We start from the raw sequence: 21,022 nt of genomic DNA, 5'->3' as shown, positions 1-21,022 counted from the left end.
AAGAGGCGCACGGTCTGAAGAAGGGATTCCGATGCGGAGCGCCTTGCCGGAGCGACGCAGCGGTGGCCCCGGGTGCGCTGCGCTTACCCGGGCTACGCAATCGGGATCTCCGTAGCCCGGATAAGGCCGAAGGCCGCATCCGGGGCGCCGCGTGTGCGAACGGCCGCTTCGGTGGACGGGATGTGCGGCCGTTCGATCGAGGGGCGGTCCCGGGTGCGCTTCGCTTACCCGGGCTACGGGGAGGCTGGAGGGCGCGTCAGGCGGCGACCGGCAACGGCGCGGCCTGGGCGAGGCCGCCGGCGTCGACGATCAGTGCGACCCGGCCATCGCCGAGGATGGTGGCGCCGGAGACGCCGGGGACCCGGCGGTAGTTGCTCTCTAGATTCTTGACCACGACCTGCTGCTGGCCGAGCAGTTCGTCGACCTCCAGCGCCAGCCGGCGGCCGTCGGCCTCGACCACCACCGCGATCCGCGGCGGCGCGTCGCCGCCCTGGTCGCGGGCGGCCGCCGGCAACCCGTACTGGTCGGCGAGGTTGAGCAGCGGCAGGTAGTCCTCGCGCACGCGCAGCACGCGCGCTTCGCCGGCGATGGTGCGCACGTCGGCCGCGGTCGGCAGCAGCGATTCGATCACCATGCCCAGCGGCACGATGAAGACCTCGTCGCCGACCGCCACCGACATGCCGTCGACGATGGCCATGGTCAGCGGCAGGCGGATCGCCACGGTCGTGCCCTGGCCGGTGCGGCTGCGGATCTCGACCTGGCCGCCGAGGGCGGCGATGTTCTTCTTGACCACGTCCATGCCGACGCCGCGGCCGGACAGGTCGGTGAGCTTGTCGACGGTCGAGAACCCCGGCGCGAACACCAGGTCCCAGACCTGGGCATCGGTCGGGTTGTCGGGCATCGCGATGCCGCGCTCGGCGGCCTTGCGCAGGATCCGGTCGCGGTCGAGGCCACGGCCGTCGTCGCCGATCTCGATGACGATGTTGGCGCCCTGGTGGGCAGCGCTGAGGGTCACCGTGCCGGTCTCGTCCTTACCGGCGGCGCGGCGGTCGGCGGGCAGCTCGAGGCCGTGGTCGATGGCGTTGCGCACCAGGTGCACCAGCGGGTCGACGATCTTCTCGATCACGCCCTTGTCCAGTTCCGTGGCTTCGCCGTGCGTGCGCAGGTTCACCTTCTTCTCGAGCCGCGTCGCCAGGTCGCGGACCATGCGCGGGAAGCGGCTGAAGGCGAAGTCGACCGGCAGCATGCGCACGCCCATGACCGATTCCTGCAGGTCGCGGGTGTTGCGCTCGAGCTGCACCAGGCCCGACATCAGCGCCTCGTTGGCGACCGGGTCGAGGTGTTCGGAGCGCTGGCGCAGCATCGCCTGGGTGATCACCAGTTCGCCGACCAGGTTGATCAGCGCGTCGACCTTGGCCACGGCGACGCGGATCGAGTTGTCGTTGTCGCTGCTGCGGCGCCCGGAAGGCACCGCGACCTCGGCCGCCACCGCTGCCGTGGGCACGGCAGGGTCCGGGCCGGCGGGGCCGGCGGAAGCGGCCGTCGCGGCGGAAGCGGCCGCGATCTCGAGTTCGCAGTCGTCGACCACCCAGGCGAACGCCTCGTCGATCGCCGCGCGCGGCACGCTGGCCGGCAGGGTCAGGTTCCAGGCCAGGTAGGCCTCGAACGGGTCCATCTCGGAAAACGCCGGCAGTCGCGCATCGAGGCACTCGACCCCGAGTTCGCCATGGCTGGCGAGCTCGCGCAGGATCCGCAGCGGGTCGTTGCCGCTGAGGAACAGCGACGGCGCCGGGGCGAAGCCGATGCGCCAGTCACCGGCGGCGGATGCCGCATCGGTCTGCGCGGTGGTGGCGGAAATGGCGGGACCGTCGCCGGCGAGCAGGGCGTCGAGCCCCGCGCGCGCGGCGGCCAGCGCCGCGGCGTCGATCGCGCTGCCGTGTTCGCAGGCGCCGAGCAGGCTGCGCAGCACATCCACGGACGCGAGCAGGGCGCCGATCGCCACCGGGTCCAGCACGCGACGTCCGGCGCGTGCCTCGTCGAGCAGGGTTTCCAGCAGGTGGGTCAGGTCGGTGACGCTGGAGAAGCCGAACGTCGCCGCGCCGCCCTTGATCGAATGCGCCGCGCGGAAGATGACGTTGATGGTCTCCGGGTCGGCGCCGGCGCCGCCGGATTCCAGCGAGAGCAGGCCGCTCTCCATCGCATCGAGGCCTTCGCGGCTCTCCTCGAAGAACGCGGCATGGAAGCGGGTGATGTCCATCTCAGGCGAGGACCTTGCGCAGGGTCGCGACCAGTTGTTCGGGATCGAACGGCTTGACCAGCCAGCCGGTGGCGCCGGCGGCCTTGCCTTCCATCTTCTTGTCGCCGCCGGACTCGGTGGTGAGCATCAGCAGCGGGGTGAAGCGGTAGGCCGGCAGCTGGCGCAGTTCGCGGATCAGCGAGATCCCGTCCATGCGCGGCATGTTGACGTCGGTGACCACCGCGTCGAACGACTGCGTGCGCGCGATGTCGAGCGCGGCTTGGCCGTCCTCGGCCTCGCGCACGTCGTAGCCGCCCGAGGTCAGGGCGAAGGCGACCATCTGTCGCATCGAGGTCGAGTCGTCGACCACGAGCAGTTGCTTGGCGCTCATGCCGTTGCTCCGGTGGCGGGAAGGGTGGTTGCGGTGGGGTGCATGTCGCTGCGTTCCGGTTCGGTTCCGTCGACGCCGAGGCTGACGGCGAGCGCGAGCTGGCGCGCGGCCGCGGCCAGCGCCGGCGATGCCTGGGTGATGGTGGTGCTCTGGCCGCGCGCGGCGCGGTCGCGGACGAAGGCGTGCAGCAGTTGCAGCCCGGCGGCATGCACGCGCTCGACGCGGTCGCCGGCGAGCTGCAGCGGCACGTCGTCCTCCAGGTGCGGTTGCAAGGCCGCGTGCAGGTCGGCGACGCGCTCGATCCCGAGGTCGGTTTGGAGCGTGAGATGGTTCATGGACTTGGCCACGTCGATGCAGTCGTGAGGATTAACGGCGTCGGCGGGCGCGACTTGAGCGCGCCGCGCATCAGCCGTAGAGCGCGTAGGCGTCGAACAGCACGGTCGGGCAGGCGCCGACGCGGGCGACGCCGAGGACCACGCCGGGGGCATTGCCGGGCAGCGGCGGCTCGATGCGGTCGCGGCCGAGCGTCACCACGTCCTCGACCGCGCTGACCAGCACGCCGATCAGTTCGTCGTCGCGTTCGACGACCACGATCCGGCTCTGTTCGTCGGGCTCCACCCGTCCTGCGCGCAGCCACAGTCCCAGGTCGAACACGGGCACGATGCGCCCGCGCAGGTTCATCACCCCCAGGACCGCGGGCATGGCGCCGCGCATCGGCACGATCGGCACGACGCGGACGACTTCCTGCACCCGCAGCAGTTCCAGCGCATAGCTGTCGCCGCCGACGATCACCCGCAACCAGCGCGAGCTGGCGGCGATGGTGATCGGGCCCGGCTGCACGCCGGTCACGGCGCGCCCCGGTGTCGCGGCGGGTTTCGCGGCCGGCGCGGCGGAGGACGGCGCTGGCGAGGGCGTCGGGTTGGCGGGTTCGGGCCTGGGTGCAGGCACGGGCGCGGGGATGGGCTCGGGCGCGGCGACGGCCGCAGGCTCCGGCGCTGTCGCCGGCGCGGCAGCGGGTTCGGCGACGGGCGCCGAGTCGTCGAGCAGGGCGTCGAGGTAGTCGTTCACGTCGTTGGCACCATCGGGATTCATGCCGCCTGCCTCTGCGGCGCCTGGACCTGCGCCAGCAGCCAGTCGAGCGCGCGCGCATAGGCGTCGGCGCCGCGGCCGCCGCAGCCGGCTTCGCTGGTGAGGCCGTGCGCGTCGCGCAGGCGGGTGTCCATCGGCACCGCGTCCGGCCACACCCGGCCTTCGTACTGCGCGTGCAGCCGCTCCAGGCTCTGCACGCCCGAGCGCGTGCGCCGGTCGAACAGGGTCGGCAGCACGTGCTGCGGCAACGGCCGCCGGCGCGAACGCTCGACCATCGCGGCGGTGCGGAGCATGTCGGCCAGGCCGTGCAGCGCCAGCGGGTCGGTCTGGGTCGGGACCACCAGGCGGTCGGCCGCGGCCAGCGCGTTGACCATCAGCAGGCCCAGGGTCGGCGGGCAGTCGAGCAGCACGTGGTCGTAGCTGGCATGCACCGCGTGCAGCGCGCGTCCCAGCGCCAGGCCGAGGCCGGGCTGGGTCGAGCCGCGCCGTTCCAGCGTGGCCAGCGCGGGCTGCGCGGCCACCAGCTGCACGCCGGGGATGTCGGTGGGTCGCGCCAGTGCGGCCAGGCTGGCGCTGGTGCCGGTGAACAGGTCGTGGGTGCCGGCGGGCGGCGGATCGGTCGGCACCGCGAATGCGCGGGTGAGCGAGGCGTGCGGATCGAGGTCGACCAGCAGCACCCGCCCCCCGCCCTGCGCCAGCCCGCGCGCCAGGCACAGGCTGGTGGTGGTCTTGCCGACGCCGCCCTTCTGGTTCGCGATCGCCCAGACCTGCATGTCAGTACGCTCCGGCATGGGAGGCGGGGACGGCCGATGCCGCGACCGCGGCGGGCAATACCGCCTCGGCTTCGACCGCGGCCGGGTCGACCGGCGCGGCCTGCGGCAGGTCCACCGCGATCTCCGGGCCGTCCGAGGGAATCGCGTCGACGCCGTCGGGCGCGGCCAGGATCACCAGCAGCACGCGCCGGTTGGCATTGCGACCCTCGGCGGTGGCGTTGTCGGCCACCGGCTGGTGCTCGCCGTAGCCGACCACGGCCAGGCGGCCGGGATCGACGCCCTCGCCGGCGAGCACGTGGACCACGCTGGCCGCGCGTGCCGCCGACAGCTCCCAGTTGGACGGGAACGTCGCGGTGCTGATGGGCAGGTCGTCGGTGTAGCCCTCGACCCGGACCGCGTTGGCTTCGTCGCGCAGCACCGCGCCCAGCTTGCGCACGGTGGCGGTCGCGACCGGGCTGGGGGCGGCGACGCCGCTGGCGAACAGGATGTCGCTCTGGATCTCGACCTCGAGGAAGGTCCGGCCGCGGCGCACCGTGACCAGTTCCTGGCGCACCAGCTCGGCCAGCGCATGCTGGATGCGTCGCCCCAGCGAGTTGAGCTGCGATTCGCCGCGCAGGCTCGCGTCCATCGCCGCCGCCTCGGCCGCCCGCTGCTCTTCCGGGGTGCGCCCGCCCGCGCCCGAGGCGCCGGTGGGCATGTCCAGCATCTGGCGGATGCGCACGTTGCTCACCGGGCTGGTGGCGGTCGGGCCGGTCTTCGCCCCCGGGGTCATCAGCGACGGCCGGTCGAACGAGGATCCGCGCAGCTGGGTCTGGCCCAGCTGGATCGGCGTGATCGAACGCGGCGGGCCGCCGAAGGCGGACGACAGTGCGTCGGAGACCGCGCGGTACTTGCCCTCGTTGACCGAGGAGATCGCGTACATCACGACGAAGAAGGCGAGCAGCAGGGTCACCAGGTCGCCGTAGGGCACGGCCCAGGCTTCGTGGTTCTGGTGTTCCTCGTGCTGGTGCCGGCGTGCCATGGCGGTCAGTGCACGTAGCCGCTGAGCCGGGCTTCGATGTTGCGCGGGTTCTCGCCCTGGGCGATCGCGATCAGGCCCTCGACGATCATCTCGCGTTCGAGCGTCTGCGCGTTGACCAGGGTCTTGAGCTTGTTGCCGACCGGCAGCAGCGCCAGGTTGGCGGCGCCGATGCCGTAGATGGTGGCGGTGAACGCGGCGGCGATGCCGTGGCCGAGCTTGCTCGGGTCGGCGAGGTTCTTCATCACCGCCATCAGGCCGAGCACGGCGCCGATGATGCCAAGCGTCGGCGCGTAGATGCCCATGCCTTCGAACACCTTGGCGGCGGCGAGGTCGCGCGCGCTCTGGCCGTGCAGTTCGATCTCCAGCATCTGCCGGATGGATTCGGGCTCGACCCCGTCGACCACCATCTGCAGGCCCTTGCCCAGGAACGGGTCGGACTGCAGCGCGACCTGCGCCTCCAGCCCGAGCAGGCCCTGCTTGCGCGCGGTGGTCGACCACTCGACGATCTGGGCGATCACCGCGGCATGGTCGTGCGCCGGCGGCTTGAACACCCAGGCCACCATCTTCAGGGCGCGCATGAAGGTGGGCATCGAGGTCTGCAGCAGGATCGCGGCGATGGTGCCGACGATCACGATCACGAACGCCGCCGGCGACCACAGGCCGGACAGGCCGGAGCCCTTGAGGATGCTGCCGCCGACCAGCGCGACGATCGCGAGCACGGCGCCGATGAGACTGAGTCTGTCCATTGCCTGGTTAACGGTCGACGGCGGGCTTACTTGAACGCAGGCCGGGCACGCGCAGGCCGCTGCCGAGCAGCGCGTCGACGTCCAGGATCAGGGCCATGCGGCCGTCGCCGATCAGGCTGGCGCCGGCATAGCCGGGCAGCCCGCGCAGGGTCGACGGCAGCGCCTTGATCACCACCTCCTCGCGCCCGCGCACCCGGTCCACGGCCAGGCAGTAGCGTTGTTCGCCGGACTGCAGGACCACGCAGGTCGAGTCCGGCAAGGGCGCCGGCTCCATCCCCAGCCAGTCGCGCAGGCCCAGCAGCGGCAGCGGCTGCTGGCGCAGGTCGAGCACGCGCTGGCCGTCGATCCACAGCGCCTTGCCCGGATCGTGCGACAGCACCTCGACCACGCGCACCAGCGGCAGCGCGTAGACGTCGCCGGCCACCTCGACCAGCAGGGTGGGCAGGATCGCCAGCGTCAGCGGCACCCGGATCGCGAAGCGCGAGCCGGCGCCGATCTCCGAATGGATCTGCACCGTGCCGGACAGCTCGCGGATGCGCGACTGGACCACGTCCATGCCGACGCCGCGGCCGGACAGGTCGCTGACCTCGTCGCGGGTGGAGAAGCCGGGAAGGAACAGCAGCTGCAGGCATTCATCCGCGGACAGGCGCGCGGCGTCGTCGTCGTCCACCAGGCGCTTCTCGACCGCGATCCGGCGGATCTTGTCGGGATCGATCCCGGCGCCGTCGTCGCGCACCTCGATGGCGACGTGGTCGCCTTCCTGCTGCGCGCTCAGGCGCACCAGGCCCTGCTCGGGCTTGCCGGCGCGGCGGCGCGCCTCGGGCATCTCGATGCCGTGGTCGATGGCGTTGCGCACCAGGTGCACCAGCGGGTCGGCCAGGGCCTCGACCAGGTTGCGGTCGAGTTCGGTGTCGGCGCCCACCACGTCCAGCTGCACCTGCTTCTGCAACTGGCGGGCGACGTCGCGCGCCAGCTTCGGGAAGCGCGCGAACACGCGTCCCACCGGCTGCATGCGCGCGGTCATGACCGCGCCCTGCAGGCGCGAGGTGGCGACGTCGAGCGAGGCGACGGCGCGGTCGAGGTCGTCGTCGCGCAGGCGCGGTCGCAGGGTCTTGAGCCGGTTGCGCGCGAGCACCAGTTCGCCCACCAGGTTGACCATGGCGTCGAGCCGGCGCACGTCCACGCGCACGGTGACGTCGGCGTCGTGCGCGGCGGGTGCGCCCGCCGGCGCGCGCGCCACGGGTGCCGCGGGGGCGGGTCGCGGAGGCGCGGGTACGGGCGCAGGCGCAAGTGCCGGTGCCGGCGCGGGGGCTGGCGGTGTGGACTCGCCGGGCACGCCGCCGGTGCCGTGCAGGCTGTCGAGCAGCGCCTCGAAATCGAGGTCGTCGATGGAATCGTCGGCGGCCGGCGCGGCCGCGACGACGGCGACCGGTGCCGGCGCCGGCGCGGCCGCGATGTTCGCGCCGTCCCGCAACGCGGCCAGCAGCGCTTCGGGCGCCGGCGTCGGCTCGATTCCGCCGGAGATGCAGCCGAGCATGTCCACCAGCAGGTCGATGCCCTGCTGCACGCCGTCGAACGCCGCCGCGTCGAGCGGCGCACTGCCGTCGCGCGCCGCATTGAGGCGGTCCTCGACCGCGTGGCACACCGAGACCATGGTGGTGAAGTCGAGGAAGCCGGCGCCGCCCTTGATGGTGTGGAAGCCGCGGAACACCGCGTTCAGGCACTCGCGGTCGGCGGGCGCGCGCTCGAGCGCGACCATCTGCTCGCCGAGCTGGTCGAGGATCTCGCCGACCTCGACCAGGAAGTCGGCGCAGATGTCGGAGGCGACGGACGACATGACCCTACAGGCCCAGCGACGAGAGCAGGTGGTTGGCGTCGTCCTGGGTCGCGGCCGGCGCGTCCAGCCCCTGGATCGAGGGGCCGTAGCCGTGGCTGGAGAGCTGCAGCGGGCGGTCGGCGCCCGGCGCGTATTCGCCCAGGCCTTCGTGCACGGTACGCACCAGCTCCACCACGCGGCGGATGATCTGTCCGGTGAGGTCCTGGTAGCCCTGGGCCGCGGTCATCTCGGACAGCCGCGCGCGCACCGCCGAAACCGTGGCCGCTTCGGCATCGGCATCGGTGGTGGGCAGGGTGCCGAGCAGGATCCGGCACTCCTGGATCAGGTCCAGGGTGTGGTGGCTGGCCTCCTCGCTGACCTTGACCACGTGCTCCAGGCGCAGGCAGGCCTCGGGCAGCGAACCGCCGCCGGTGCCGGTGCCGAGCGCCTGCTCGAGCTCGCGCGCGAGCTTGACCAGCCCCTGCACCAGCGGCTGCGTGCGCCACTGGATGAGCTCGTCGACGTTGCTGCGCCAGGCCTGGTCGTCCTGGTCCTCGAGCGCCGCGAGCGCGGCATGCAGGCACTCGATCAGCGCGGCGCGCTCATCGATCGCACCGGCGCCCGGCGCGATGGCGGCGGGCGCCGCGCTCACGCCGCGGCCCCGAGGCGCTCGAACACCTTGCCGAGCTTGTCGCCGAGGGTGGCGGCGGTGAACGGCTTGATCACGTAGCCGTTCACGCCCGCCTGCGCGGCCTCGATGATCTGCTCGCGCTTGGCCTCGGCGGTCACCAGCAGCACCGGCGTCTTCGCCAGCGCGGCGTCGGCGCGGATCGCCTTGAGCAGGTCGATGCCGGGCATGCCGGGCATGTTCCAGTCGGTGATCACCAGGTCGAACGGACCCTTGCGCAGCTCGATCAGGGCGGTGCTGCCGTCGTCGGCCTCGGTGGTGTTGAAGAAGCCCAGGTCGTTGAGCAGGTTCTTGACGATGCGACGCATGGTCGAGAAGTCGTCGACGATCAGGATGCGGATGTTCTTGTCCATGCGGACCTCTTTCGGGTTGCGTGTGTGTGGTTGCGCGTCGCTGCGCTCAGGGCAGGTAGTCGTCGTCGTCTTCGTCGCCGCCGTCGCGGCGCCAGTCGGCGAGCCGCGCGCGCAGCCGCACCGCGGCCTGGCCATGGATCTGGCAGGCGCGCGATTCGCTGACGCCGAGCACCGCGCCGATCTCGCGCAGGTTGAGTTCCTGTTCGTAGTACAGCGACAGCACCAGGCGCTCGCGTTCGGGTAGGCCGTCGATGGCTTCGGCCAGCGCGTCGCGGAACGCGCCCTGCTCGAACTCGCGTTCGGGCGTGGCGCTGGCGTGGCGGGCCAGCCGCGGCTCGCCATCGTGTTCGTCCATGTGCGCGTCCAGGCTCACCAGCTGCCCGCGCGCGGCGTTCTCGACCATGCCGTGGTATTCGTCCAGCGACACGCCCAGCGCGGCGGCGACCTGCTGCGCGGTGGCGGCCTGGCCGGTGCTCTGCTCGATCGCGCGGGTGGCGGCGACGATGTCGCGGTAGCGCCGGTGGACCGAGCGCGGCACCCAGTCGCCGCGGCGGATCTCGTCGATCATCGCGCCGCGGATGCGGATCGAGGCGTAGGTCTCGAACGCCGCGCCCTGGTCGGACTGGAAATTGCGCGCGGCGTCGATCAGGCCGAGCATGCCGGCCTGGATCAGGTCGTCGATCTCCACGCTCGCCGGCAGGCGCGCGGCGAGGTGGTGGGCGATGCGTCGCACCAGTTCGCCGTGCTTCTCGACGACTTCGGCGGCGCTGCCCTGCTGGTTGGCGCGGTACTGCGCGGTGGCGGTGGCGTTCATGCCGCGGCCCCCCGCGTCGCCGCCGGGGCGACCAGGCGTTCGAGGAAGAACTCGACGTGTCCGCGCGCGCCGCTGGGCGACTGCCACTGGCGCGAACGCCGGGCGATGTCGCGGAACGCGACCGAAGAGGGCGCCGACGGGAACACGTCGACCACCGCTTCCTGGCGCTGCACCGCGCGACGCAGCCATTCGTCGCGCGGGATCGCGCCGAGGTAGTTGAGGGTGACGTCGAGGAAGCGCGCGCTGACGCGCTCGAGCTTCTCGAACAGCTGCTTGCCTTCGCGATGGTCCTGCACCTGGTTGGCCAGCACCTGCACCCGGCTGACGCCGCGCTCGCGGCTGAGCACCTTGATCAGGGCGTAGGCGTCGGTGACCGAGGCCGGCTCGTCGCAGACCACCACGATCACGTCCTGCGCGGCCTGGCAGAAGGTCAGCACGCCGTCGGCGATGCCGGCGGCGTTGTCGACCACCATCACGTCCAGGTCCAGGTCGAGTTCGGAGAACGCATGCACCAGGCCCACGTGCTGGCTGGGCTGGAGTTCGGTCATGTGGCGCTTGCCCGACGCGGCGGGGACGATCATCAGCCCGTTGGGGCATTCGATCACCGTGTCGCGCAGCTCGCAGCGGTCGGCGAACACGTCGGCCAGGGTGAAGGTGGGCGTCAGGCCCAGCATCACGTCGACGTTGGCCAGGCCCAGGTCGGTGTCCAGCAGCAGCGTGCGCTGGCCGGCGTTGACCAGGGCGGTGGCGAGGTTGACCGAGACCGAGGTCTTGCCGACGCCGCCCTTGCCACTGGCGACGGCGATCACCCGGACCGGGCCCGCGGGCGCGTCGGCGCCTTCCGGGCCGCTGGACAGGGCGTGGGGCAGGTGGGGGTCAGGCGACTGCATGGCGATCCTCGGTGGCGAGGGGGTTATCGGCAGCACGGCGGGTTTTCTCCAGTGACTGGACGAGGCGGGTGGCATCGGCGGCGTCGAGGTCCGACGGCACCTGCTGGCCCTGGGTGGTGTAGGCAAGTCCCAGGCCATGGCGGGCCAGGACCGAGAGCGCCGAGCCGAGGCGCCCGGTTTCGTCGAGCTTGGTCAGCACCACGCCTTCCGGCTTGGCCGGGCGGTAGCGGCGGATCACCTCGCCGAGGTCGTAGGGGTGGGCATTGGCGGGCAGCACCAGCAGGCTGCGCACCTTGCGCGCGGCACGCAGCCACAGGATCTGGCTGAACACGGCGCGGTCGCGCGGCGCGTGGCCGGTGGTGTCGACCAGCACCAACGGGTAGTCGACCAGCTGCGCCAGCGTGTCCTGGAGGCGTTCGGGCCCTTCGGCCTCGCACACGGTGATGCCGAGGCGGCGGCCATGGGCCTGCAACTGTTCGCGGGCGCCGGCGCGCTCGCAGTCGGTGGTGACCAGGGCGACGTCGCGGGCGCGATGGCGGGCGGCGAAGCGCGCGGCGAGCTTGGCCGCCGTCGTCGTCTTGCCGGCGCCGGTCGGGCCGACCAGGGCGATCACGCCGCCGTCTTCCAGCGGTTCGCTGCGGGTGACGGTGATCATCCGCGCCAGGGTTTCGAACATCGGCCCGTGGATCGCATCCACCGGCAGCCGCGGGTCGATCTGCGCGGCCACTTCGCGCGCCAGCGATTCGTCGCAGCCGTAGCCGGCGAGCGCTTCGAGCACGGCCGCGCGCGCGGGCGAGCCGCGCAGGCGCTCGAGCGAGAGCTGCTCCATCTGCGTTTCCATCATCTGCCGCATCCGCGCCATCTCCTCGCGCATCGACACGATGGCGGGGTCGAGCTCGGGGCTGACGACGGCCTGCAGGGCGCGCGGCGCGATGGCGTCGCGGGTGCGTTCGCCGTCGGTGTTCTCGGCCGGCGGACGCGTTGCGTCCGGGAGTTGCGCGGCGATGGATTCGCGCGGCGCGCTGGCGGCGGCGTCCGTCACCGGCTCCGGGCGCAGCGGCATCGGGAAGTCCGGCATCAGCGGGCCGAAGTCCTCCGCCTCGTCCTCGCGGGCGGGGCGCGCGGCGGGGGTGGCTTCGGCGATCGGGGCGCGCGGCGCGAGGAAGGCAGGCGCGGCAGGTTCGAAATCCGCGGCGGCGGACGGGATTGAAGTTGCTTCGGCACGGGGCGCGGGCATCGGCGCGGCGTCGAGTGCGGCCATCATCGCCTCGAAGCGGCTCGGGACCGCCGCTGGCGGGATGGCGGCAGGCGATGTCGCGGCCGGCGCCGGGGTGGGGGTCGCGGGGACCGGCGGCCGTGCCGTCGTGGCGGGCGCGGTCGGCGCAGGCGGCATCGTCGCGGCGGGCGGCCTGGCCGATGCCGGCGCGGCGACGGATCGCGCGGGGGCGGGCGCATGGGCAGCGGCGGGTGCAGCGCCCGGTGCCGCTTCGGGGGCGCCACCGGTCAGTTCGGCCAGGGTCGGCGCATCGCCGATCCGGAACACGGCGCGGGCGCGCGAGATCAGGCTGTCGCGGGTCGCGCCGTCGCCGGCAGCGGGGGCCGGAGATGCGGAGGCGGCGGCACGCGGCGGCGCGGCAGCCGCCTGGGGACGGGCAGGCGCGCCGCTCGCGGGCGCGGCCGCGCGCAGCGCCTGGGCCACGAGGGCCTCGTCGTAGTCGGTGGCGGCGACCACCTCGATGCCGGCGCCGTCGGCGCTGGCGCGGGTGGACAGGATCACCGCATCGGCTCCCTGTTCGTCGCGGACCATGCGCAGGGCGGTGCGCATGTCGGGAGCGGTGAAACGCTTGATTCGCATGGTGTTGGCCCGGGTCGGGTGGTGGCGGCAGGTGCCTGCCCCCTTCCTGCAAGACCCGGGCCTGAACTCCCGGGCGGGCGCGTCGGAAGCTTGGCGCCCGGGACCGGGCGTGCCTGTCGGGACGCCGACGCGCGGCCAGATCCACCCCGGGTGCGCTTTGCTTACCCGGGCTACGCGGTACGGCGGAACCGCGTAGCCCGGATAAGGCCGCAGGCCGCATCCGGGTTGCCGGGAAGCGAGGCCCCATGGAGGAGGAGATCCGCCCCGGGTGCGCTTCGCTTACCGGGGCTACGTGGGTGCGGCGGAACCGCGTAGCCCGGATAAGGCCGCAGGCCGCATCCGGGTTGCCGGGAGGCGAGGCCCGATGGAGGAGGAGATCCTCCCGGGTGCGCTTCGCTTGCCCGGGCGACGCGTTGCGGGACGGGGGGCGTGTCAGCCTACGGCGCCCACCAGGCGCAGGCGCTTGTCTTCCGGCACCTCGGCATAGGCCAGGACCGCGAGCGACGGCACGCTGTGGCGGACCAGGCGCGCGACCGAGGCGCGCACGCTGCCGGGCACCAGCAGCACCGCGGGCTCGCCGCGGCTCTCCTGGCGGGTGACGCAGTCGCCGAGGTTCTGGTGCAGGCGCTCGGCCAGTCCCGGTTCCAGTGCGGCGCCCTGGCCGGTGGCCGAGTCCTGCAGCACGCGTTCGAGCGCCGGCGCCAGGGTGTAGACCGGCAGCTCCGGCGCCATCCCGTTGAGTTCCTGCACGATGAAGCGGCCCAGCGCGATGCGCACCGCCGCCGTGAGCGCGGCCGGATCCTGGGTTTGGGCGCCATGCTCGAGCAGGGTTTCCACGATCTGGCGCATCTGCCGCACCGGCACCCGGTCGGCCAGCAGCGACTGCAGCACCTTGACCACCACCGACAGCGGCAGCAGCTTCGGCACCAGGTCCTCGACCAGCTTGGGCACGCTGCGGCCGAGCGCGGTCAGCAACTGCTGCACCTCGTCGTGGCCGAGCAGGTCGGCCGCCCGTTCGCGCACCACGTGCGAGAGGTGGGTGGCCGCGACCGTGGCCGCGTCGACCACGGTGTAGCCCAGCGATTCGGCATGCGCGCGCTGGCTCGGCACGATCCAGACCGCGTCCAGGCCGAAGGCGGGATCCTTGCCCGGGATGCCGTCGAGCGGGCCGAACACCCGGCCCGGATCGAGCGCGAGTTCGCGATCGGGCACCAGCTCGCCGGTGGCGACCGGCACCCCGTGCACCAGCAGCCGGTATTGTCCCGGCGCGAGTTCGAGGTTGTCGCGCACGTGCACCGCCGGGATCAGGAAGCCCAGGTCCTGGGTGAGCTTGCGGCGCACGCCCTTGAGCCGCGCCAGCAGCTGTCCGCCCTGGGCCTGGTCGACCAGCGCGATCAGGCGGTAGCCGACCTCCAGCGCCAGCGGTTCCACCGGGCGGATCTCGTCCCAGCTGAGCTCGGCCGCCGGCGCCGCGGGGGCGTCGGCGCCCGCCGTTCCGGCCTCGGGGGCCGCCGCGTCCGCCGCGCCCTTGCGCAGCTTCCACGCCGCCCAGCCCAGGATGCCCGACAGCAGCAGGAACGGCACGTTCGGCATGCCCGGCACGATGCCGATCAGGCCCATCAGCACCGCGGACACGGTCAGCGCGCGCTGGTGGCCGAAGACCTGCTTCGACACCGTCTCGCCCATCTCCTGCTCGCCGGTCGAGCGCGTGACCAGCATCGCGGTGGCGACCGCGATCAGCAGCGCCGGCAGCTGCGCCACCAGGCCGTCGCCGATCGCGAGCATGGTGTAGGTCTGGGCGGCGTCGCCGAAGCTCATCTCGTGCGACAGCATCCCGATCAGGATGCCGCCCACCAGGTTGATCGCCAGGATCAGGATGCCGGCGATGGCGTCGCCGCGGACGAACTTGCTGGCGCCGTCCATCGAGCCGTAGAAGTCGGCTTCCTCGCGCACTTCCTGGCGCCGGGCCTTGGCGTCCTCGCGGCTGAGCAGGCCGGCGTTGAGGTCGGCGTCGATCGCCATCTGCTTGCCGGGCAGGGCGTCGAGGATGAAGCGCGCCGAGACCTCGGAGATGCGCCCGGCGCCCTTGGTGACCACCACGAAGTTGACGATGGTCAGGATCGCGAACACCACGATGCCGACCGCGTAGCTGCCGCCGATCACGAACTGCCCGAACGATTCGATGACATGGCCGGCGGCGGCCTCGCCCTGGTGGCCGTGCAGCAGCACCACGCGGGTGGAGGCGACGTTGAGCGCCAGCCGCAGCAGCGTGACCATCAGCAGCACGCTGGGGAAGATCGAGAATTCCAGCGGCCGGCGCACGTACACCACCGCCAGCATCACCACCAGCGACAGCGCGATGTTGATGGTGAACAGGGCGTCGAGCACGATCGGCGCCAGCGGCACGATCACCATCGCCAGCAGCGCGATCACCACGATCGGCGCCGCGGCGCCGCTGCGCAGGCTGGCGAGGATCCCGGCGCCGCGGCCGGGGCTGGCGGCGCTCATCGCGCCGGGCTTCCGTCGCCGTCGACGGAAGCGGCATCGACCGGGTCGGGCGCGCCGTCGGCGCCGACGTCGACCTCGGCCATCGCCGGCATCGGCCCGCGTCCCGGCACCCAGGCGCGAAGCTGGTACACGTAGGACAGCACCTGCGCGACGGCGGCGTACAGTTTCACCGGGATTTCCTGGTCGACCTGCGACTGCCTATACAAGGCGCGTGCCAGCGGCGGCGCCTCGACGATCGCGATCCGGTGCTTCTGCGCCAGCGCGCGGATCGCCAGCGCCATCTCGTCGACGCCCTTGGCCACCACGGTCGGCGCGCGCATGCCGGGCTGGTACTTCATCGCCACCGCGTAGTGGGTCGGGTTCATCACCACCACGTCGGCGCCGGGCACCGCCTCCATCATCCGCCGCTGCGACATCTGCCGCTGCACCTGGCGCACCCGCGCCTTGAGCTCGGGGTTGCCCTCGGCCTCCTTGGCCTCGTCGCGCAGTTCCTGCTTGGTCATCTTCAGCTTGCTGCGGTGCTGGTGGTGCTGCCAGGGCACGTCGATCGCCGCCAGCAGCGCCAGCGAGCCGACCATCGCCAGCAGCGCGGTCAGCGCGAGGTCCACGCCGCCGGCCACCGCGGCCTCGAGCGAGGCCTGCGGCATCGACAGCAGGGTCGAGAACGCCCGCCACACCACCCACGCCCCGACCCCGCCGATCAGCCCCACGCGCAGCAGCGAGCGCAGCAGTTCGGCCAGGCTCTCGGCGCCGTACAGGCGCGCCAGGCCCTTCATCGGGCTCAGCCGCGAGAAGTCCGGCTGCAGCGACTTGCCGGCGAAGCGGATGCCGCCCATCGCCAACGGCGCCAGCGCGCAGGCCAGCAGCGCGGCGAACACCAGCGGCAGCAGCGGCAACACCAGCCCGGCGAACAGCGACGCCGCGTGCGGCAGCAGCCGGTCGGGGGCGTCGAGCAGGGCCGGGTCGATGGTCAGCGCGCCGCGCATCCAGTCGCGCGAGGCGGCGCCGATGCTGCCGCTGGTCGCCTTCAGCGCCAGCACCGCGCAGCCGAGCACGGCGACGTTGGCCAGTTCGCGCGAACGCGGCACCTGGCCCTTCTCGCGCGCATCGCGCAGCCGTTTCTCGGTCGGCTGTTCGGTGCGGTCCTCCTTCTGGGTTTCCTCGCTCATCGCCTCAGCCCGTGAGTGCGCGCGCGGCGGCGAATGCGTCTTCGAACAGCTGCCGCACCGGCGATTCCAGCTCGCGCATCAGCAGCATCAGCAGCAGCAGGCCGACCAGCAGCGATACCGGCAGGCCGATCGCCATCGGGTTGAGCTGCGAGGCGGCGCGGGCGAGCACGCCGAAGGCGATGTTGACCGCCAGCAGCGCCATCATCACCGGCAGCGCCAGCAGCGCGCCGGCGCGCAGGCAGGCACCGAAGAACGCCGGCACCGCCGACAGCAGCGCCTGCACGTCCGGCAGCGCGGCGCCGATCGGCAGCCCGCCGTAGCTGTCGGCCAGCAGGCCGACCAGGGCCAGGTGGCCGTCGACGGTGAAGAACAGCAGCGCGAACGCCAGGTAGAACCACTGCGACAGTACCGGCGACGAGGCGCCGCTGAGCGGATCGGCCATGGTCGCGAACGACAGGCCCATGCCCTGGCTGACGAATTCGCCCGCCAGCTGCCCGGCCTCGAACGCCAGCCGCAGCATCAGGCCGATCGCCACGCCCACGGTGAACTCGCGCAGCACGCCGAGCGCGGTGGCCGCGTCCACCCCCATCGGCGGTGGCGGCGGCAGTACCGTCGACAACGCCGCCGAGAGCGCCAGCGTGGTGATCAGCCGCGCCCGCGCCGGGATGCCGCGGCCGCCGATCACCGGCAGCACCTGCAGCGCGGCGCCGATGCGCAGCGCGTACCAGAGCACGGTGGCGAGCATGCCGAACAGGTCGACCCCGGCCATCGACGCGAGCGAGACGGTTTCCACCGTGGCTTCAACCGATCAGGTGCGGGATGCGGTGGAACAGGTCGGTGGTGAACGCGACCATGCGCCCGAGCAGGAAGTGCCCGGTGGCGGCGAGCACCGCGACCAGTCCCACCACCTTGACCACGAACGGGATGGTCGGCTCGTTGATCTGGGTGGCGGCCTGGATCACGCCGACGACCACGCCGACCACCAGCACCGCGACCAGCGGCGGGCCACCGAGCACGAGCGCCATCTGCAGGCCGCGGGAAATCTCGCCCAATGCGGTTTCGGGGGTCATCGTCGCGCCTCAGACCGGGTTGAAGCTGGCGGCGAGCGAGCCGACGACGAGCACCCAGCCGTCGACCAGCACGAACAGCAGGATCTTGAACGGCGCCGAGATCAGCATCGGCGAGAGCATCATCATGCCCATCGACATCAGCACGCTCGCCACCACCAGGTCGATGATCACGAACGGGATGAAGATCAGGAACGCGATCTCGAACGCGGTCTTGAGCTCGCTGGTCAGGAACGAGGCGGCGAGCACGCCGAAGGGCACGTCCTGCGGCGTCGCGTACGGGCCGGTCTGCGACAGGCCGGCGAAGGTCATCAGGTCGGTCTCGCGCACCTGCGCCAGCATGAAGCCGCGGAACGGCTCGGAGGTCGCGGCCCAGGCGGCGCGGAAGTCCATCGAATCGTCGAGGTAGGGCGCGATGCCGTTGGCCCAGGCCTGGTCGAACACCGGCATCATCACCATCGCGGTGAGGAACAGCGCCAGCGCCAGCAGCACCTGGTTGCTCGGGGTCTGACCGGTGCCCAGCGCCTGCCGCAGCAGGCCCAGCACGATGATGATGCGGGTGAAGGCGGTCAGCCCGAGCAGCGCCGCCGGCAGCAGGGTGATGCCGGTCATCAGCGCCAGCACCTGCAGTGGCATGCTCACCGGCTGGCCGCCGATGTTGCCGACGTCGACCGAGGGCAGCGGCTGCGCCGGCGCGGCGGGCGCGGCCACCGGTGCGGCGCCGGAGGGCGCGGCCTGCGCCGCGGCGGTGGCTGGGACCAGCGCTGCCGCCAGCACCAGGCAGGCGGCCAGCAGCCAGCCCGGGAACGCGGCGCGGGCGGACACGGCCCGGAACAGGGCGGACAGGCGGATCATGGCTTCTTTCCGAAATGCTGGGCGAGCAGCTGCGCGAACGGTGCCGGCGCGGATTTCGCGGCGACCGCGGGCAGCGGCTGGTCGAGGGTGTGCAGGGTGCGGGTGCCGCCGGCGCCGACGCCGAGCAGCAGCTGGGTGTCGCCGACCTCGACCACCACCAGGCGGTCGCGCGGTCCGAGCGCGAGCGAACCGACGATGCGCAGCGCCGGGTTGGCGCTGGCGCCGCCGAGCCCCGGCATGCGTTTGGCCAGCTTCGACAGCAGCAGGATCAGCCCGACCACCAGCACCAGCGCGAACACCGCGCCACCGAGGGTGCCGGCGTTGGCCGGCGACTGCGGCGTGGTGACCGGCACGCCGGCCTGCGCGGTGGTCGTCGCGGGGATGGCGGGCCTGTCGGTCGCGCCGGCGCGGGCGGCGAAGGCCTCCGCCGCGGTCGCGGGCGCGGCGGCCGTGGCGTCGTCGGCGCCGGAAGCGGGCATCGCGCCGGTCTCCGTCGGAGCCGGCTGCGCCGGATCGGTCGCTACCGGCGCTCCGGTGAAGGCGGCCACGGTGGCCCCCGCCACAGGCAGCGACGCCGCGACGTGCAGAGGGGTCGCGCTCATCGCAGTCGCTTGATCCGTTCGGCCGGGCTGACCACGTCGGTCAGGCGCACGCCGAAGCGGTCGTTCACGACCACCACTTCGCCCTGCGCGATCAGGGTGCCGTTGACGTACACGTCCAGCGGTTCGCCGGCGCCGCGCTCGAGTTCGACCACCGAGCCCTGGTTGAGCTGCAGCAGGTTGCGGATCGGGATGCGGGTGCGTCCGACCTCGAGCGACAGCGACACCGGCACGTCGAGGATCACGTCCAGGTTGAGGTCGGCGCCGAGGCCGGGGCCGGCTTCGGCGGTGAGCGGATCGAATGCGGCCAGGGCCGCGTCGTTGCTGGTCATGGCGTCTTGCCCAGGGAGTCGAGGGTGGGAACGGTCCGCGCGGCGTGCACCTGCGTGACCTTGATGGCGTTCTTGCCGTTGTGGATGCCGAACTCGCCGGTGAACAGCGGCATCTGTTCGACCTGCAGCTGCACGCTGCGTGCCAGCTCGATCGGGATCACGTCGCCCACCCGCAGCCGCGACAGTTCGCGCAGGCTGATCTGGCGATGGGCGATGGCCGAACTCAGTTCGACCTGCGCGTCCTGCAGCTGGGTGCGCATCGCGCGGGTCCAGCCTTCGTCCTTCTCGATGCGGTCGCTCTGGACGCCGGCGTCGAGCTGTTCGCGGATCGGCTCGAGCATCGCGTACGGGATCGACACGTGCAGCTCGCCGCCGCCGCCCTCGAGCTCGACGTTGAAGCGGCTGACCACGATGTACTCGCGCGGGCTGATGATGTTGGCGAAGTGCGGGTTGACCTCGGAGTTGAGGTACTCGAACTCCACGGGCATCACCGGCGCCCAGGCGTCGACCAGGTCGGCGAAGGTCTGCTTGAGCAGCAGCTGGATCACGCGCATCTCGGTGGGCGTGAACTCGCGGCCCTCGATGCGGGTGTGGAACTTGCCGTTGCCGCCGAAGAAGTTGTCGACCACGGTGAACACCAGCCGCGGCTCGAAGGTGACGATGGCGGTGCCGCGCAGCGGCTTCATCTTCACCAGGTTGAGGTTGGTCGGCACCTGCAGCGAGTGCATGTACTCGCCGAAGCGCACCAGGTCGATGCCGCGCACCGACAGGTCGGCCGAGCGCCGCAGCAGGTTGAACAGGCCGATGCGCAGCGTGCGCGCGAAGCGCTCGTTGATCATCTCCAGCGTCGGCAGCTTGCCGCGGACGATGCGGTCCTGGCTGGCGAAGTCGTAGCTGCGCGCCTCGCCCGGGGCGGGCGGCGGCTCGGTCTCGACCACGCCGCTGTCGACGCCGTGCAGCAGGGCGTCGATCTCGTCCTGGGACAGCAGGTCGGCGCTCATTACTGGGTGACCAGGCTGGTGAAGATCACGGCTTCGATCTCGTCGGCCGCGCCCTCGGCCTTGAGCAGGGCGCGCACTTCGTCGCGCGCGGCCTGCTGCAGGCGTTCCTTGCCCGAACGTTGCGCCAGCTGGCGCGCCTGCTGTTGCCCGAACAGCAGCAGCAGGCGGTTGCGGATCGAGGGCAGGTGCGCGCCGAGGGCGTCGAGCGTGGCCTGGTCACGGGTCACCAGCTGCACGTCGGCCTGCAGGTAGCGCACCGCATCGGTATCGGCGAGGTTGACCACGAACGACGGCTCCAGCGCGACGTACTGCGCCGGCAGGCGGGCGGGCTTGGCCGGCGCGGCCTCGGCCTGCGCGTGCTGCTTGCCCTGCCACCACCACCAGCCGCCACCGCCGGCGCCGGCGAGCACCACGACGAGGATCAGCAGCAGGGGCCAGAGCCGGCGCTTGGGCTTGGCGGGGACGGCGGACTGGGTGGCGGTGGCGGGGGCTGGCACGAACGTGGACTCCGGCGGTGGATGCCGGAGGGATGCAATCCGCGTGCCGCGGCGATGACGGCGTTTTGACGGACGCCGCCCCGTCGGCGCGCCGGACCCTTGACGGGCCCCGTCCGCCCCTCGCGTAGCCCGGGCAAGCGCAGCGCACCCGGGGCGGACCGGCCGAGTCGCGCCGCGCCTGCGATTTCCCCGGATGCGGCCTTCGGCCTTATCCGGGCTACGCCGCGGCCCCGCGTAGCCCGGGTAAGCGCAGCGCACCCGGGACGCATGATCGGGTGGCGTGACGCTTCCGCTTCCCCGGATGCGGCCTTCGGCCTTATCC

General features: G+C 72.5%; 22 protein-coding genes. All 22 read right to left on the bottom strand.

The features are described 5' to 3' along the window. Window positions 1–256: 256 nt before the first annotated feature. Entirely contained in the window at window positions 257–2,257 is a 2,001-nt protein-coding gene (locus FZO89_RS08705) for a chemotaxis protein CheA (protein WP_149102881.1), read from the bottom strand. A gap of 1 nt (window position 2,258) precedes the next feature. Then, window positions 2,259–2,627 carry a response regulator gene (locus FZO89_RS08700; protein WP_149102880.1) on the bottom strand — a complete coding sequence of 123 codons (369 nt, stop codon included), beginning with the start codon at window positions 2,625–2,627 and terminating at the stop codon, window positions 2,259–2,261. Further along, complete coding sequence (locus FZO89_RS08695; protein WP_187471095.1) at window positions 2,624–2,974, bottom strand: STAS domain-containing protein; 351 nt, start codon at window positions 2,972–2,974, stop codon at window positions 2,624–2,626. The genes FZO89_RS08700 and FZO89_RS08695 overlap by 4 nt, the downstream gene beginning before the upstream one ends. A gap of 58 nt (window positions 2,975–3,032) precedes the next feature. Then, window positions 3,033–3,719 carry a chemotaxis protein CheW gene (locus FZO89_RS08690; protein WP_149102878.1) on the bottom strand — a complete coding sequence of 229 codons (687 nt, stop codon included), beginning with the start codon at window positions 3,717–3,719 and terminating at the stop codon, window positions 3,033–3,035. Beyond that, window positions 3,716–4,489, bottom strand: a complete 774-nt coding sequence (locus tag FZO89_RS08685; RefSeq protein ID WP_149102877.1) for a ParA family protein — start codon at window positions 4,487–4,489, stop codon at window positions 3,716–3,718. Before FZO89_RS08685 ends, FZO89_RS08690 begins: the two co-directional genes overlap by 4 nt. A 1-nt stretch (window position 4,490) precedes the next feature. Beyond that, window positions 4,491–5,510 carry a flagellar motor protein MotD gene (gene motD, locus FZO89_RS08680; protein WP_149102876.1) on the bottom strand — a complete coding sequence of 340 codons (1,020 nt, stop codon included), beginning with the start codon at window positions 5,508–5,510 and terminating at the stop codon, window positions 4,491–4,493. A gap of 5 nt (window positions 5,511–5,515) precedes the next feature. Then, on the bottom strand, window positions 5,516–6,256 hold the full coding sequence (locus FZO89_RS08675) for a flagellar motor protein (RefSeq protein WP_149102875.1): 741 nt from the start codon (window positions 6,254–6,256) through the stop codon (window positions 5,516–5,518). A 7-nt stretch (window positions 6,257–6,263) separates the two neighbouring features. After that, entirely contained in the window at window positions 6,264–8,093 is a 1,830-nt protein-coding gene (locus tag FZO89_RS08670; RefSeq protein ID WP_149102874.1) for a chemotaxis protein CheA, read from the bottom strand. Between the two features lie 4 nt (window positions 8,094–8,097). Next, complete coding sequence (locus tag FZO89_RS08665) at window positions 8,098–8,724, bottom strand: protein phosphatase CheZ (protein WP_262378582.1); 627 nt, start codon at window positions 8,722–8,724, stop codon at window positions 8,098–8,100. Further along, window positions 8,721–9,113, bottom strand: coding sequence for a chemotaxis response regulator CheY (cheY, locus tag FZO89_RS08660; protein ID WP_149102873.1), 393 nt, complete (start codon window positions 9,111–9,113; stop codon window positions 8,721–8,723). Before cheY ends, FZO89_RS08665 begins: the two co-directional genes overlap by 4 nt. A gap of 46 nt (window positions 9,114–9,159) precedes the next feature. Beyond that, the gene (locus tag FZO89_RS08655) at window positions 9,160–9,927 is read right to left on the bottom strand and encodes an RNA polymerase sigma factor FliA (protein WP_149102872.1); all 768 of its coding nucleotides are present in this window, start codon (window positions 9,925–9,927) and stop codon (window positions 9,160–9,162) included. After that, window positions 9,924–10,892: a MinD/ParA family protein gene (locus FZO89_RS08650; protein ID WP_425480438.1), complete on the bottom strand. Its 969-nt coding sequence runs from the start codon at window positions 10,890–10,892 to the stop codon at window positions 9,924–9,926. The genes FZO89_RS08655 and FZO89_RS08650 overlap by 4 nt, the downstream gene beginning before the upstream one ends. Then, window positions 10,804–12,672: a flagellar biosynthesis protein FlhF gene (locus tag FZO89_RS08645; RefSeq protein WP_149102870.1), complete on the bottom strand. Its 1,869-nt coding sequence runs from the start codon at window positions 12,670–12,672 to the stop codon at window positions 10,804–10,806. The genes FZO89_RS08650 and FZO89_RS08645 overlap by 89 nt, the downstream gene beginning before the upstream one ends. Before the next feature lie 432 nt (window positions 12,673–13,104). Next, window positions 13,105–15,180, bottom strand: a complete 2,076-nt coding sequence (flhA, locus tag FZO89_RS08640; protein WP_149102869.1) for a flagellar biosynthesis protein FlhA — start codon at window positions 15,178–15,180, stop codon at window positions 13,105–13,107. Further along, complete coding sequence (gene flhB, locus FZO89_RS08635; RefSeq protein ID WP_149102868.1) at window positions 15,177–16,349, bottom strand: flagellar biosynthesis protein FlhB; 1,173 nt, start codon at window positions 16,347–16,349, stop codon at window positions 15,177–15,179. Before flhB ends, flhA begins: the two co-directional genes overlap by 4 nt. 4 nt (window positions 16,350–16,353) lie before the next feature. Next, the gene (gene fliR, locus FZO89_RS08630; protein WP_425480437.1) at window positions 16,354–17,142 is read right to left on the bottom strand and encodes a flagellar biosynthetic protein FliR; all 789 of its coding nucleotides are present in this window, start codon (window positions 17,140–17,142) and stop codon (window positions 16,354–16,356) included. A gap of 7 nt (window positions 17,143–17,149) precedes the next feature. Continuing rightward, a complete protein-coding gene (locus tag FZO89_RS08625; protein WP_149102867.1) occupies window positions 17,150–17,419 on the bottom strand; it encodes a flagellar biosynthetic protein FliQ in 270 nt (89 codons plus the stop codon). A gap of 9 nt (window positions 17,420–17,428) precedes the next feature. Continuing rightward, the gene (gene fliP / locus FZO89_RS08620; RefSeq protein WP_149102866.1) at window positions 17,429–18,271 is read right to left on the bottom strand and encodes a flagellar type III secretion system pore protein FliP; all 843 of its coding nucleotides are present in this window, start codon (window positions 18,269–18,271) and stop codon (window positions 17,429–17,431) included. Next, window positions 18,268–18,654: a flagellar biosynthetic protein FliO gene (gene fliO / locus FZO89_RS08615; RefSeq protein ID WP_425480462.1), complete on the bottom strand. Its 387-nt coding sequence runs from the start codon at window positions 18,652–18,654 to the stop codon at window positions 18,268–18,270. The genes fliP and fliO overlap by 4 nt, the downstream gene beginning before the upstream one ends. A 215-nt stretch (window positions 18,655–18,869) precedes the next feature. Beyond that, complete coding sequence (gene fliN / locus FZO89_RS08610; protein WP_149102865.1) at window positions 18,870–19,202, bottom strand: flagellar motor switch protein FliN; 333 nt, start codon at window positions 19,200–19,202, stop codon at window positions 18,870–18,872. Continuing rightward, complete coding sequence (gene fliM / locus FZO89_RS08605; RefSeq protein ID WP_149102864.1) at window positions 19,199–20,203, bottom strand: flagellar motor switch protein FliM; 1,005 nt, start codon at window positions 20,201–20,203, stop codon at window positions 19,199–19,201. Before fliM ends, fliN begins: the two co-directional genes overlap by 4 nt. Next, window positions 20,203–20,700, bottom strand: coding sequence for a flagellar basal body-associated FliL family protein (locus tag FZO89_RS18490; protein WP_187471094.1), 498 nt, complete (start codon window positions 20,698–20,700; stop codon window positions 20,203–20,205). The genes fliM and FZO89_RS18490 overlap by 1 nt, the downstream gene beginning before the upstream one ends. Between the last annotated feature and the right edge of the window lie 322 nt (window positions 20,701–21,022).

Origin of the sequence: Luteimonas viscosa, assembly GCF_008244685.1 — a bacterium.
Taxonomy (GTDB): Bacteria; Pseudomonadota; Gammaproteobacteria; order Xanthomonadales; family Xanthomonadaceae; genus Luteimonas; species Luteimonas viscosa.
Note: the sequence above shows the minus strand (reverse complement) of the source record. Positions and strands in the feature narration are given on the sequence as shown.

Bases quoted from the DNA above. Each gene is read 5' to 3' on its own strand.
- FZO89_RS08625 (WP_149102867.1), bottom strand. From the start codon at position 17,419: ATGACCCCCGAAACCGCATTGGGCGAGATTTCCCGCGGCCTGCAGATG.
- flhA (WP_149102869.1), bottom strand. From the start codon at position 15,180: ATGAGCGCCGCCAGCCCCGGCCGCGGCGCCGGGATCCTCGCCAGCCTG.
- motD (WP_149102876.1), bottom strand. From the start codon at position 5,510: ATGGCACGCCGGCACCAGCACGAGGAACACCAGAACCACGAAGCCTGG.
- fliN (WP_149102865.1), bottom strand. From the start codon at position 19,202: ATGACCAGCAACGACGCGGCCCTGGCCGCATTCGATCCGCTCACCGCC.
- FZO89_RS08650 (WP_425480438.1), bottom strand. From the start codon at position 10,892: ATGCCACCCGCCTCGTCCAGTCACTGGAGAAAACCCGCCGTGCTGCCG.
- FZO89_RS08655 (WP_149102872.1), bottom strand. From the start codon at position 9,927: ATGAACGCCACCGCCACCGCGCAGTACCGCGCCAACCAGCAGGGCAGC.
- FZO89_RS08675 (WP_149102875.1), bottom strand. From the start codon at position 6,256: ATGGACAGACTCAGTCTCATCGGCGCCGTGCTCGCGATCGTCGCGCTG.
- FZO89_RS08690 (WP_149102878.1), bottom strand. From the start codon at position 3,719: ATGAATCCCGATGGTGCCAACGACGTGAACGACTACCTCGACGCCCTG.
- FZO89_RS08685 (WP_149102877.1), bottom strand. From the start codon at position 4,489: ATGCAGGTCTGGGCGATCGCGAACCAGAAGGGCGGCGTCGGCAAGACC.
- FZO89_RS08700 (WP_149102880.1), bottom strand. From the start codon at position 2,627: ATGAGCGCCAAGCAACTGCTCGTGGTCGACGACTCGACCTCGATGCGA.
- fliP (WP_149102866.1), bottom strand. From the start codon at position 18,271: ATGATCCGCCTGTCCGCCCTGTTCCGGGCCGTGTCCGCCCGCGCCGCG.
- flhB (WP_149102868.1), bottom strand. From the start codon at position 16,349: ATGAGCGAGGAAACCCAGAAGGAGGACCGCACCGAACAGCCGACCGAG.
- FZO89_RS08705 (WP_149102881.1), bottom strand. From the start codon at position 2,257: ATGGACATCACCCGCTTCCATGCCGCGTTCTTCGAGGAGAGCCGCGAA.
- FZO89_RS08670 (WP_149102874.1), bottom strand. From the start codon at position 8,093: ATGTCGTCCGTCGCCTCCGACATCTGCGCCGACTTCCTGGTCGAGGTC.
- cheY (WP_149102873.1), bottom strand. From the start codon at position 9,113: ATGGACAAGAACATCCGCATCCTGATCGTCGACGACTTCTCGACCATG.
- FZO89_RS08645 (WP_149102870.1), bottom strand. From the start codon at position 12,672: ATGCGAATCAAGCGTTTCACCGCTCCCGACATGCGCACCGCCCTGCGC.
- fliM (WP_149102864.1), bottom strand. From the start codon at position 20,203: ATGAGCGCCGACCTGCTGTCCCAGGACGAGATCGACGCCCTGCTGCAC.